Raw genomic sequence first — 12607 nt, 5'->3', positions numbered from 1 at the left:
ATAATGCACAAAAAAGCGGTCCTTGCCAGGACCGCTTTTATTGCGTATTTTTTTGCAAAGCTTGGCTTTGAAGGCGAAACAGGAACATTTCAATCAGCATGGTTTTATTCATGCCCCCAGTTTTCATTTGGTAATCTGCATCTGCAAGCAAGCTCATAATGACCGTTAATTCTTCATCGCCAAAAAGCTGCGCCTGCCCCGCAGCCAGCTTAACTCGAAATGGGTGGATTTTTAAATAGCCAGCGATCTGCTGCTGTCCATACCCCCGTCTGGCAAGCTCTTTTACCTGGTATATTAGCCTGAACTGGCCGGTTATCACGGATAAAATTTTTATCGGTTCTTCATTTTGCTTTAATAAATCATAATAAATTCTTAATGCCTCTTCTATTTTGCGATGGACAATTTTATCCACCAGCGAGAAAATGTTTTGTTCCAGTGACCGTGAAACCATCTTTTCAACCATCTGTTCGTCAATTCGCTTTGTATCACTTGCATATAAAGCCAGTTTATCAATTTCACTTGTCAGAATAAACAAGTTGGTACCTGCCAGGGTCAATACCTGTTCAACTGCAGCTTCATCAATCTGGACCCCGTTTAATGCCGCCCGTTCCCTGATCCATGTTTTTAGCTCTCCTTCGTTAAGCTTCTTTGCTTCGAGAACAGCCGCCGTTTTCTTTAATTGTTTTGTTAATTTTTTCCGATCATCCAGCTTTTCAGAGGAGGCTGCCAAAACCAAAACCGAGTATGGCGCAGGTTCCTTAATATAGGCTTCAAGCTTAGCCAGATTATGCTCTATTTTCGCTTTAGACTTTTCAGAAGCTAGAAATACTGGATTATGTAAGAAAATCAGCCTTCTTTCCCCCATAAAAGGAAATGTTTCGGCATCTTCAAGCGCTGTATCGATTGGGGTTTCCTCAAGGTCATAAGAGGATAAATTAAAGTCAGCTTCCTCTGGGCTTAACACATAATTGATCAGCAGCTGTTTTGTTTCGTTTATAAGATAGGGTTCTGTTCCATATAATAAATATACAGGAGCAAACCGCTTTGCTTTTATTTGTTTCCATATATCAAAAACCAATTTCTTTCGCTCCGTTCAACTTGCATTTTATTCTCTTTCTATCCTAAAGAAGCTTAAGCGTTTTGACAAGTTATACATAAGAAATTGGCGCCCGCTATGAACGCCAATTCCTGATCTATATAGAACGCCGCTCCCTGAGACCCGGGATACTCAGGAAGCTGCGGTGCACCCTTTGTTTGATTATTTTCCCCTTGATGTTTAGCCTTATTTGTGACAACTCTTGTTAATACAGGAAAAGGGCCGGGGAACGCTAGATTTTTTTTATTGAATGTCTTATACTATATAGGAAATAGGAGGGGTAGACTGTGAACGAATTTGAAAAGAACGTCCAAAGCAAACGAAATGATGCTATCGACTCTGGCGTAGGATTTATCGTATCATTCGGTTTCTTCGCAACGTTATTTGTTATTGCAACAGTCATTAAATTTTTAGGAGCTTAATGGCTACATAAAGTGAAACTTCCATCAGTGGGAGTTTTCTTCCTCCCCCACTGATGGTTAGTTGAGGCCCGCACGATGCGGGTCACTCAGACGTGGCCACAGGACGTGGCGCCTTTAGTCTGAGTTCTGATAATCGGGCCTTTACGGGCAGTTTAATTACTTGTTTTTCTTGAAGTCTTAATGTGGGGGTATTACTGCCCGTTAATCTGCGATAAAGTGAGTAAAAATGAATGGCCCAGGCCAAAACATTGAGGCTGCATACTTGCAGTCTCTTTTTCATTTTTCGAGGTATTTGTGAATCTTAAATAAGTAAAGGGCTCAAGTACTGTACTTTCTAAGATATACTATGGAAGCTGAACATAAAAGGTTCCTGAATTGCCTTTAAAAATATAGGTAACCGCCCCATGCTCATCCGTTCTTAAAATTCGAATATTCCTGCTGTGAAGCCTGGAAATTACATTCGTATGGGGATGCCCGTAGCGGTTGTTTTTCCCCGCCGAAATGATGGCTATCTGCGGCTCAATACTTGAGAGAAATAGATCTGTTGAAGAGGTTTTACTTCCATGATGCCCTGCTTTTAATACATCAATTTTTAAGTTGGGATAAGACTGAACCAGCCTTTTTTCTCCTTCAGCTTCAAGATCTCCGGTAAACAGCCAGCTTAAGCCGCCCAATTTGGCATATAGCACAATGGACCCGTCATTCCTCTCTGTTTTTATTCCTTCTGACGGAGAAAGTATTTGAAAAAAGCCTTCTTCCTCAGTCCATCTGTCTCCTGCTTTACTGAATAAAACTATACTATTGCTCTTTTTTGCTTTATAAATAACTTCTTGTTCGAACTCAGAAATGTCACTGGCTATCGGCAGCATAACTGCTTTAACCCGTATTTCTTCGATGACCGCCGCAGCTCCGCCAATATGGTCCATATCCCCATGCGTCAAAATAAGCTTATCAATTGTACTGATTCCTTTGCTCTTAAGAAAAGGGACAACGGTATCCTTCCCTGCTTCATATGGATCACTCCGCATCTTCCATTCTTCTGTTTGAAACCTGACTGTGCCGCCTGTATCAATTAGATAGTTCCCTTTTCCATAGGGAAGCTTAACCAGTATGCTATCACCCTGTCCGACATCAATAAACGTGACTTCTCCATTTGGGGAAATAGCTGTCGTAAAAAAATGAATCATTACCGCAAATAAAGGGAGTGAACAACTTAAAAGAAACGGTTTCTTGCCTTTTGCCGTTTCCCATAAGGCGAAAAAAGCGGGTATGAGGAAAACATATAGAAGCAGGGCTAGTACAGAAGGCCGGCCCAAAACAAGAGATGTATGTGGAATCCCTGAAAGTTTTTCAGCTATATAATCAATTAAATTTATAAATTTATCAAAAGGGATAAGCAAAAAACCAGCCTTCCCGCCTATTAACAAATGAAGCAGGAAAAGAATTAGTATTGCCGGCAGAACAAGAGTTGAAAACATTGGAACAAAGATTAGATTAGCAAATACGGAAATAATGGACACTTCAAAGAAATGCCAGAGCAATATCGGCAGGGCTGCGATTTGGCAAATAAAGGACACAGCCAAAATGATGGCAATGGGGCTGGAGAATCGTTTTAATATAAGCGGAGCTGATAAGATGAGTGATAAGCTAACAGCAAATGAAAGCTGAAAGCCGGCATTAAACAGGATATAAGGGGAAATAAATAGATAGATAATGAAAACAATGGAGAATACATCAATGATCAGGACAGTTGATTTTAACTTCCTGGCAAACAACACTAAAAGCATCATAAAAACAGCTCGGATGACAGATGGTGCTGCGCCTGTGATAAGGGCGTATCCTGGCAAAATCAGGATCAGTGCGCTTGTCATTTTCTCCCTCGTTATCCCCGCACGAATTCCGGCAAGAAAAAACATGCCCGCAAGCATTCCAACATGAAGACCGGAAATAGCAAGCAAATGGATGATTCCCAGTCTCTGATAAGATTCAAGGATATCATGATCAATGAAGTCTCGATCTCCAAATATGAGGGCAACCGCTATGGAAGCAGTCTTTTCAGGAAAATGTTTCAATAGGTAATTTGTTCCCGTTTCTCTAATTTTTAAAAGTAATAAAGGGAGGCTGTTTTCACGGTAATTGCAATCGGAGAGGAATAGCTGCTTAATTTCGAGGATCCAGAAGATTTTGTTATGATCGAGGTATTCTTTATAGCTGAACGCGTTGGGGTTTGTGGCTGTTGGCGGGGGCTGCAAGTTTCCGTTTACCTTGCATGTCAGTCCAACCCGCAAATAGCTGCTGAGGATTTTTTCTTCTTTTTCGGATTTAATTTTATATTTAGCCATTAACCTTTCATTTGAAACTGTTTCAACAAGGACAGTTAGTTGGTCTCCATCTATTCTAACAGCTTCTTTAATCCTTACTTCAAAAAGAGTTTCGTCGCCAGCCAGACGGGTTACATTATGGTCTTCCGCTATTACGCTTCGAATGAGAAAGAAAAGGAAGATGATTAATAGCAGGCCAGATTGCTTTTGAGTAAGGATATTTCTTTTATAGAGCAGAATGGCTGCTATAATCATAATGAATATAAAAACAGCCGGTTTTAAAAAAACTGTTAATATTCCAGAAAGTGAGGCAGCAGCTACATAAATCCATCTGCCTTTCATGAAATTTGCTCCTTTGCTATTTATTTTTTTAGTTTTAATAGAATGCAGGAATAAAATCCGCGTCTTCCGCGAGTTCTATTCCTGCAAACAAATCAAGGATTAAATAGCTTGTCCTTTTTTTCCTTGTAAGCTTTCAATAATTCCTGATTTGTTCCGTTCTTCTCAAGCTCGTTCATCAATTCCTCAATAAAATCGTGTTTTTCTTGCCTGCTTTCATCAAATGAAACCTTTTCAGCTTCAACCTGGACAGTTTTAACCCCTGCCTTCTCAAAAAGTTCAATCCCATAAGGGTGATTTTTGTAGTCCTGTGCGTAGTAAACCGTTTTAATACCTGCCTGGATAATAGCTTTACAGCATTGAAGACAAGGAAAATGTGTAACATAAATTTCTGCATCACTTGTAGGAACACCGAATTTGGCACATTGCAATATCGCATTCATTTCTGCGTGGATGGTGCGAACGCAATGGTTATCAATAACATAGCAGCCTTCATCCATGCAATGTTCCCCGCCTGCAATCGAACCATTATATCCACCCGCTATGATTCTCTTATCCCTGACAATTGTTGCGCCTACCGCCAATCTTGTACATGTGCTCCTTAGAGCCAGCAAATGGCTTTGAGCCATAAAGTATTGATTCCAGGATATACGTTCCATCTTGTCTGCCTCTCCCTTCCATCTTTCCGCAAGCTGGTACCAGCCGCTGCTATAATCTTGTAGGAAATCCTCATTTTCTCACCATAAGTTTAAGCCCCAAATGATACAAGGTCAATGGAAGGAAGAATTTCTATTTTACCTTTATCCGCTCCTTCAATTTTTCAAAGGTCTTATCTCCTATCCCTGCAATTAATTTTAGATCTTCTATAGCCTTAAATGGTCCATTTGTTTCCCGGTGCTCAAGAATGGCAGCTGCCTTGGACGGACCGATTCCGGGCAAAGTCTGCAATTCTGCTTCAGTTGCTTTATTCAGATTAATTCTTCCATCATTTTGTTGGACTGATATCGAAGTCGTTCCCTCAGCTCCATTAGTTTCAAAAAGTCCCTCTCCTTCTTCAGGAATATAAATAACCAATTCATCAGATACCCTTAGAGCAAAGTTTATTTGATTGCGATCAGCATTTTCCATCAGTCCGCCTGCCTTTTTCAGGACATCAATAACCCTGTCGCCCTCCGTTGCATTATATACACCCGGCTTTTTAACTGCTCCTTTCACATCGACTATTATAACTTGAGGCTGTCCATCTGCCGGGGCTTCATCTTCAAGGCTCTTTGGGACACTATCCTCCCTTTCCGCTAATGCCGCTTGGTCAATTTCGGGAAGGGCTTCTGTTTCTTGAGGGGGGATGAATAAATAATATAGGAGGGCACACATTGCAAGTGCACCTCCAAAAAAATATAGTTTATTGCTCTTTATCCATTCGGCCATAAACGTCTTATCCTTTCTTTTTGGCATAAATGTTTTTTCAACACATATTGTTATACGAGAGAGCCTGCTTTTGAAGGAGGGATGGAACAATGAAAATCGGAATCATTGGTACAGGTAATATGGGGAGAATATTGACAGAGGCATTCCTCGACGGAGGAGCCGTTTCCCCTTCCTCCATGACTATTACCAATAGGACAATTGCGAAAGCGATGGAGATAATGGCAACATACCCTGAAATTGCGGTTAAGGAAGATGCCAGGGAGACTGCGCGGCACTCTTCTCTTATTTTCGTATGCGTAAAGCCTCATGATGTTTATGATGTAATTCAGGATATCCTGCCGTTCCTGTCAAAAGATAAGTGTGTGGTATCAATCACGAGCCCTATAAGTGTAAAACAGCTAGAATCAGTATTGCCTTGTTCTGCCGCCAGAGCTATTCCCAGTATAACGAATCGGGCTTTATCGGGAGTCTCATTATTATCATTTGGGGAACAGTGCCAGGAGGAATGGAAAAGACGAATCAAGAAGCTTTTTGAGAGTATTTCCACGCCAGTATCTATTGAGGAAAACATTACAAGAGTTTCTTCTGATATCGTCAGCTGTGGACCTGCCTTTTTCAGCTATTTGACACAGCGCTTCATCAACGCTGCAGTTTCAGAAACAGAAATTGACCAGGAGACTGCCACTAAGCTTGCAGGCGAGATGCTAATCGGGTTGGGGGATTTGCTAAAAGAAGGGTTTTATACTCTGCCGACATTGCAGGAGAAAGTATGTGTCAAAGGAGGAATTACCGGAGAAGGAATCCGGGTGCTTGAAAGCGAACTTGGTGAAGTATTTGAGCATTTGTTCCAGGCAACCCATTCGAAATTTGACGAGGATCTTGTACAGGTAAAAAAACAGTACACACTTCAATAATAATTCTTTATCAGGCATAAAAATCCTCCTTATTCAAAATAAAAAATTATAGCCAGATTGCCTATTCGCAATCTGGCCTTTTTGCTTATCATGGATTTGACTTATGGAGCGGAAAAATTATTTATCTTTAGCGAATGCACTTTTTCTGCAGATAAAAAATATCCGTTCTGCCTGGCTGCCCGGAGCAGTATCTTCAAAATCAGCTGAAACCTCCAGCAACTCAAAGCCGCATTCCCGGAGCCATCCCTCATAGCTTTCAACAGGGTAGGTCCGCTGAAAATGAAGTTCATCATAACGATCATATTTTCCTGTTGCTTCATCTAAAACAAAAAAGGAGAGTTCATGCTCAACAGAGTTGGGGTATTCCCCCTGATAGCTATGCCAAATATAAGAAATTTCTTCATCATTTTCAGCAAATGTCTGGTTCATAAAGATTTGCATCATTTTATAAATGGAATGGACATCAAATATAAAGAGACCATCGTCTTTTAGGTGTCCATGAACACGCTGAAAGGTTGCTTTCACCTCTGATTCTGTCTCTAGATAATTTAATGAATCACAAAAAATCCCTATAATATCGAATTCTCCAAAGCCTTCTAGCTCAGCCATATTTTGTTGATAAAAGGGAATTCGCAGGCCATTTTGTTCAGCCTTAACCTGGGCTACAGCCAGCATATCCCCGGACAAGTCCACACCCGTAACATCATATCCCTGTTTTCCAAGCCTAATCGAAAGCTGACCTGTTCCGCATGCCAGATCAAGCAGTTTTTTGCCTGAAACACTAAACTTTTCTACCTTTTGGATGATTAATTCCACCCAGCTATCATATGGTGCATCTTCCATCAGCTGATCGTAAAGATATGCGAACTTGCCGTAGCTCATTGATTAAGCATGCTTTGGACGTTTTCAACAGGCGCATCGCCCCAAAGCCTTTCCAGGTTATAATAGCTTCTTTCGTCACGATGGAAAACATGGGCAACAACATCCCCCATATCCACAAGAATCCACCTGGCCTCATCAAAGCCTTCCATTCTTTTCACATTGAATCCTTCTTCTTCTGACTTCTCTTTCATTTCCCGCGCAATGGCCTGTACCTGTTTATCAGAGTTCCCATGGCATATAATAAAGTAGTCAGAGATTAAGGAAATGCCTTTCATATTTAGGACGGTAATATCCTCTGCCCTTTTATCATCCGCTGCCTTTACTGCAGTCATCAGCAATGTATTCTCACTCATTCAATCAATCCTCCGTTTTCATTAAAAGGTCATTATAAGTATGGAAGGTAGCCGGAAAAACAGGCTGCCCCTTTTTCACTAAAAACATAATCGTATTTTGTACAGATTTTATTAGTGCTTTACCCAGACTGGACTCGGCCAACTCTCGCACCTCTTCAACACCTGGGAAATGCCTTCCGGGCTCAATGTAATCAGCAAGGTAGATGACTTTTTCAAGCAAAGTCATCCCTGTCCTTCCGGAAGTATGGTATCTTATTGCGTCGAGAACTTCGCTATCATTAATTCCTGCTTCTTTTTCAGCCAAATAGGCACCAACCGGGGCATGCCAGAGCTCACTATTGTAATCAAGAAGCTCAACGGGCATGCCATTGCTTATAATGATTTCCTTCATCTCATCTTTGGGCCGAAATTTGGCATAGTCATGGAAGATTGCAGCCAGTTCTGCTTTCTTTTCATCTGCACCATACTTTTCCGCAAGCTTTATGGCCGTTTCCATAACACCTATAGTATGAAGAAAGCGGTGTTCGGTTAATTGTTCCTTAACAATTGCCAGGGCCTGATCACGATTCATATAAATGATTCTCCTTAATATATTTCCTAGTTGAATCAGGGACTAGGTAACGAACCGTTCTACCTTCCTTCAGCCTGCTTCTGATCATACTGGATGAAATACCCATTTCCGGAACCTCCGAATAAAGAATGGGATAGGTAGTCTGAAGATTGTAAGATGGCCTTTTCACGCCAACGAAAGTAATCATTTTAAGGAGTTTATCAATGTTGTGCCACTTAGGCAAATACTCCACCATGTCAGCCCCGATAATAAAGTAAAACTGCTTGTGAGGATAGTTTTCCTTTAAAAGCAAAATCGTATCATAGGTAAATGAAGGCCCTTGCCTTTCCAGCTCAATCAGTTCCAATTTAAATTTTGGATGACCATCCATAGCAAGCTTCAGCATTTCTATCCGGTCACGGTTGCTGGCAGCATTGGATTTCTCCTTATGAGGCGGTTCCTGGTTCGGCATAAACCAAACTTCATCCAATTCTTGTGAGCACATAACCTCATTTGCAATAATAAGATGTCCCAGATGAGGAGGATTAAAGGTGCCTCCCAGTATACCTACTTTGTCCACTTTCGCCCCTCCATTTCCGTATGCCCGAATATGAAAGTGTCTCTTAAGGCAGTTCGATTTGTTTGTTTTCTTTAGATTCTTTATATAAAACAATAATATTCCCAATAACTTGGACAAGCTCGGCTTTTGTGCCTTTTACCAGCTGCTCTGCAACCGTATCTCTATCTTCGTCACAATTTTGCAGTACAGTGACTTTTAATAATTCACGGGCCTCCAAGGCTTCTCCTACTTGTTTAATCATGTTTTCATTAACCCCGCCCTTGCCAACTTGAAAAATTGGGTTTAAATGATGGGCTTTAGAACGTAAAAAACGCTTTTGCTTTCCTGTTAGCATTATAATCCTCCCAGTTGTTTTAAGACTTTATCTCTCATTCTTTTTATTTCCGGTTCAATGCCAGTCCATTTTTCGAAAGCCAAGGCTCCTTGATAAACAAACATATCCAGTCCATTTTGGATTCCGGCACCCTTATTACTAGCTTCCCGCAAAAGCTGTGTTTCAAGCGGATTGTAAATAATATCACTCACAAAGGTTCCGGACTTAAGATTATGTATAGAAAGCGGACTCTTTTGGATGTCCGGAAGCATGCCAATTGGCGTGGTCTGAACGATGAGATCATATGTCTCTAGAATTTTCTCAGCTTCCTGTATATCCAAAGCCCGAGCGGGGACAAGATAAGGACAATCCTCCACGATAAAATCAGCTTTAGATACAGTCCGATTGCAGATATCCAGTAATTGGGGGCCTTCTTTTGCCAATGTAAAATAGATGGCTCTTGCAGCTCCACCGGCACCCACTATTAAAACCTTCTTATCTCTTACCGACGAAATTTCCTCCAGTAAACCTTTTACATATCCGCTTCCATCTGTATTATAGCCTTTAAGCTTACCGTTTTGATTTACGACCGTATTTACAGCTCCAATGGCCCTTGCCAATGGATCCAGTTCATCCAAAAGAGGCATGATCGCCTCTTTATGCGGTACAGTAATATTAAATCCTGATATTCCTATCGCCCTGAGCCCTCTTATCGCATCCCCCAGGTTTTCTTTTTTCACATGTAATGGCTGGTAATGGGCGTCAATGCCATAAGCATGAAATAGATCATTATGCATGGCAGGCGACATCGAATGTGATATTGGATCGCCTATAACACCAAAGAGCTTTTTCAAATTCCTCTCCCCTTAAACCGAAAATATATTATATCAAAGATTTTCTCACTAATGCATGAACACCTTTCGGAACATAAGCAGCTACCTTTGCACCTGCTTCGTTTACTGTAATCCACCCAAGCCCGGAAAAAACGATATCTGTTTTCGGTTCTTTAATTGTAAACTCATGCCTAACAAGCTCTGGAAAGGTATCCATCTGTTCCTTTCTTGGAGGGGTGAGCATTTCTCCTGCATGGTTTTGATATAATTCATCGGCCTTTTCCATTTTTGTGCGATGTATATTAATTTCGTTAGAAAAATGGCAAACAAATGAACTGCGGCCTCCTGAAATATAATCAAATCTTGCAAGCCCTCCAAAGAATAGCGTCTGCCCTTCATTTAACTGGTAAACTTTAGGCTTAACTTCTTTTTTAGGTGTAATAACCTTTAAATCCCGCTTATCGACATAGTGGGCCATTTGATGATGGTTTATAATTCCTGGTGTATCAACCAGAGCTTTTCCATCCGATAGAGGAATTTCAATGATATCCAATGTTGTACCAGGAAAATGAGAAGTAGTAATGACATCTCCTTCTCCGGTTACTTCTTTCAGGATTCGGTTAATGAAAGTAGATTTACCAACATTTGTACAGCCAACTACATATACATTTTTGCCTTCACGGTACTGGTCAATAGCAGCTGCAACTTCAGTGATGAAATGGCCTTTCGCAGCACTTACCAAAAACACTTCTTCAGGCTTTAAGCCAAGCTGCTTTGACTCCTGCTTCATCCAATTAATCAGCTTATTTGTCTTCACTGATTTCGGAAGCAAATCCACCTTGTTTCCGACAAGAAGAATTTTATTGTTTCCAACAAAACGGTGCAGCCCCGGAAGCCAGCTTCCATTAAAATCAAAGATATCAACAATCTTGACGATGAGCGCATCACTTTGTCCAATTTCGTTCAGGATTTTCAGGAAGTCGTCATCAGTCAGGCTTACATCCTGCACCTCGTTATAATGTTTTAGCCTAAAGCAGCGCTGGCATATGATCGCTTCCTTTTGCAGTGCTGATTGAGGGGCATAGCCCATCTCTTCAGGTTTTTCCGTTTGAATTTTAACCCCGCATCCTATACAAACAAATTGCTCTTCACTCACTATTTAATCCTCCCACCGAATCATTCCCTTTTTTCTAAACCAATTTAAAATTCTTCTTTCAACTAAGCGGTTAAACTTTGTAACAAATCCATCTGTTTGTGCAACAGGCACAACCAAAATGGTATGGAAGCCGCTGCAGTTTCCGCCCAGTACGTCCGTCAGCAATTGGTCGCCTATGACCACAGTTTCTTCTTTTTTCAGCCCCATTTCTGATAGAGCTCTTAGAAAGGCCCGTCCCATTGGTTTTCTTGCCTGATAAATAAACGGAATATTAAGAGGGTGGGAAAATGCCTTAACACGATTTTCATTATTGTTTGATACAATTGTTACCTTTATATTGCTTTGCTTCATTTCTTCAAACCAGCTAATCAGCTTGGGAGTTGCATTTGGCCTGTCCCATTCCACCAAAGTATTGTCCAGGTCCGTTATAATTCCTTTAACACCTTTTTCCTTTAAACTTTGAGGAGTTATCTCAAAAATGCTTTTCACATGCTGGTCAGGCAAAAAATGCTTTAACACTATATTTACACCTCAATCATTATTCGTATTGTCCATTTTTCCAATTGTTGTCCGCAAAAGACAATTACCGATTACATCATAACCAATTTTATCCGCTCTTTCAAAACAAACACCAATATGCCTTCACTAAAGTACTAAAAAGTACATATCCACATCAAGACAGCCAGTACTTTTCCAGCGGTACTATTTTATACGATTCCACAAAAAGCTGAAAGACACTCAAACAAAGGGAAATTCTATGCTGAATATAGGATTTTTTACCTAAATTTAAAAATTTTTCGACAAAATCCAACTTCCTTTGATAGCTGTGGATAACTTTATGCACATAATCCAATGTGATTCTTATACTTTTCCCCTTTTTATAAACAAAATAATCACAGGTTATCCACCAATGCCTGTGGATAACAGAACAGTTGTTCTAATTGTTTAATTTTGCTAGAGTAGGGGTACAACATAAAATCTTACATTATATGTATAAAAATAATCAGTTAGAACCGTACATTTTTTTTCCTGGAGGTGGGGCAGGCATGCGCAAATTGTCAGATGAATTACTTATTGAATCCTATCATAAAGCAAGGGAACTGCAGCTCAGCAAAGACTTCATCCGTTTAATAGAAACAGAAATCCACCGGCGCTCATTATCTAACAGAATAAAAGTCTCTTCTTAAAAAGTACAAGCCCTGAACAGGGCTTTTTTTCTATGGGCTATGTTAAAGCTCATTGCTGATTTTGGCACTCTGTTGATTTGAGCTGATGGCGCGAGATCCTCGAAATGCATTCGCATTTTCTTCGTGCGGTATTTATTAGAGGATGCTTATTCAAAGTCCAGCGGGAGAAGCGAGTCAAAGGGAGACCCCGCATGCTTATGGCTTGAGGAGCGTCGGACCGCCCGCGGTTCGCA

Annotated in this window: 15 protein-coding genes; 3 read left to right on the top strand and 12 right to left on the bottom strand. The window is 40.7% G+C overall.

Features of this window, described 5'->3' with window-relative positions; genetic code table 11:
- Positions 1 to 37: 37 nt before the first annotated feature.
- Positions 38 to 1078 (bottom strand): DNA polymerase III subunit delta, encoded by a 1041-nt coding sequence (holA, locus tag IQ19_RS22825; protein ID WP_144545395.1) that lies wholly within the window; start codon positions 1076 to 1078, stop codon positions 38 to 40.
- 305 nt (positions 1079 to 1383) lie between these two features.
- On the opposite strand from holA, the gene IQ19_RS22820 reads away from it, so the two are divergent.
- Positions 1384 to 1518, top strand: coding sequence for a YqzM family protein (locus IQ19_RS22820; RefSeq protein WP_019382872.1), 135 nt, complete (start codon positions 1384 to 1386; stop codon positions 1516 to 1518).
- 344 nt (positions 1519 to 1862) lie between these two features.
- Here the strand turns inward: IQ19_RS22820 and IQ19_RS22815 are convergent, their stop codons facing one another.
- The 3 genes from IQ19_RS22815 to IQ19_RS22805 form a co-directional block, all read right to left on the bottom strand.
- Positions 1863 to 4181 carry a DNA internalization-related competence protein ComEC/Rec2 gene (locus tag IQ19_RS22815; protein ID WP_144545393.1) on the bottom strand — a complete coding sequence of 773 codons (2319 nt, stop codon included), beginning with the start codon at positions 4179 to 4181 and terminating at the stop codon, positions 1863 to 1865.
- 92 nt (positions 4182 to 4273) lie between these two features.
- Positions 4274 to 4837, bottom strand: coding sequence for a ComE operon protein 2 (locus IQ19_RS22810; protein ID WP_144545391.1), 564 nt, complete (start codon positions 4835 to 4837; stop codon positions 4274 to 4276).
- Between the two features lie 130 nt (positions 4838 to 4967).
- The gene (locus IQ19_RS22805; protein ID WP_144545389.1) at positions 4968 to 5606 is read right to left on the bottom strand and encodes a helix-hairpin-helix domain-containing protein; all 639 of its coding nucleotides are present in this window, start codon (positions 5604 to 5606) and stop codon (positions 4968 to 4970) included.
- Positions 5607 to 5695: 89 nt separating this feature from the next.
- Here IQ19_RS22805 and comER point away from each other — a divergent pair, with 89 nt between their 5' ends.
- Positions 5696 to 6520, top strand: a complete 825-nt coding sequence (gene comER, locus IQ19_RS22800; RefSeq protein ID WP_144545386.1) for a late competence protein ComER — start codon at positions 5696 to 5698, stop codon at positions 6518 to 6520.
- Positions 6521 to 6637: 117 nt separating this feature from the next.
- On the opposite strand, the gene IQ19_RS22795 is transcribed toward comER, so the two are convergent.
- From IQ19_RS22795 to IQ19_RS22760, 8 genes are read right to left on the bottom strand one after another with little or no spacing between them, the layout of a single operon-like run.
- A complete protein-coding gene (locus IQ19_RS22795) occupies positions 6638 to 7402 on the bottom strand; it encodes a class I SAM-dependent DNA methyltransferase (protein ID WP_144545384.1) in 765 nt (254 codons plus the stop codon).
- Positions 7399 to 7755, bottom strand: coding sequence for a ribosome silencing factor (gene rsfS, locus IQ19_RS22790; RefSeq protein WP_144545382.1), 357 nt, complete (start codon positions 7753 to 7755; stop codon positions 7399 to 7401). Before rsfS ends, IQ19_RS22795 begins: the two co-directional genes overlap by 4 nt.
- A gap of 4 nt (positions 7756 to 7759) precedes the next feature.
- Entirely contained in the window at positions 7760 to 8326 is a 567-nt protein-coding gene (gene yqeK / locus IQ19_RS22785) for a bis(5'-nucleosyl)-tetraphosphatase (symmetrical) YqeK (RefSeq protein ID WP_144545380.1), read from the bottom strand.
- Positions 8316 to 8885: a nicotinate-nucleotide adenylyltransferase gene (locus tag IQ19_RS22780; RefSeq protein ID WP_144545378.1), complete on the bottom strand. Its 570-nt coding sequence runs from the start codon at positions 8883 to 8885 to the stop codon at positions 8316 to 8318. Before IQ19_RS22780 ends, yqeK begins: the two co-directional genes overlap by 11 nt.
- 43 nt (positions 8886 to 8928) lie before the next feature.
- Positions 8929 to 9219: a ribosome assembly RNA-binding protein YhbY gene (gene yhbY / locus IQ19_RS22775; RefSeq protein WP_144545376.1), complete on the bottom strand. Its 291-nt coding sequence runs from the start codon at positions 9217 to 9219 to the stop codon at positions 8929 to 8931.
- Entirely contained in the window at positions 9219 to 10052 is an 834-nt protein-coding gene (gene aroE, locus IQ19_RS22770) for a shikimate dehydrogenase (protein ID WP_144545375.1), read from the bottom strand. Before aroE ends, yhbY begins: the two co-directional genes overlap by 1 nt.
- 28 nt (positions 10053 to 10080) lie before the next feature.
- Positions 10081 to 11187 carry a ribosome biogenesis GTPase YqeH gene (gene yqeH / locus IQ19_RS22765; protein ID WP_144545374.1) on the bottom strand — a complete coding sequence of 369 codons (1107 nt, stop codon included), beginning with the start codon at positions 11185 to 11187 and terminating at the stop codon, positions 10081 to 10083.
- A 3-nt stretch (positions 11188 to 11190) separates the two neighbouring features.
- Complete coding sequence (locus IQ19_RS22760) at positions 11191 to 11706, bottom strand: YqeG family HAD IIIA-type phosphatase (RefSeq protein WP_144545373.1); 516 nt, start codon at positions 11704 to 11706, stop codon at positions 11191 to 11193.
- 527 nt (positions 11707 to 12233) lie between these two features.
- Between IQ19_RS22760 and IQ19_RS22755 the strand changes: the two genes are divergently transcribed.
- Positions 12234 to 12374 carry a sporulation histidine kinase inhibitor Sda gene (locus tag IQ19_RS22755; protein WP_026584554.1) on the top strand — a complete coding sequence of 47 codons (141 nt, stop codon included), beginning with the start codon at positions 12234 to 12236 and terminating at the stop codon, positions 12372 to 12374.
- Positions 12375 to 12607: the final 233 nt, after the last annotated feature.

This window comes from Cytobacillus oceanisediminis, from assembly GCF_007830235.1.
GTDB lineage: Bacteria > Bacillota > Bacilli > Bacillales > Cytobacillaceae > Cytobacillus > Cytobacillus oceanisediminis.
This window is presented reverse-complemented; position numbering and strand designations above follow the sequence as displayed.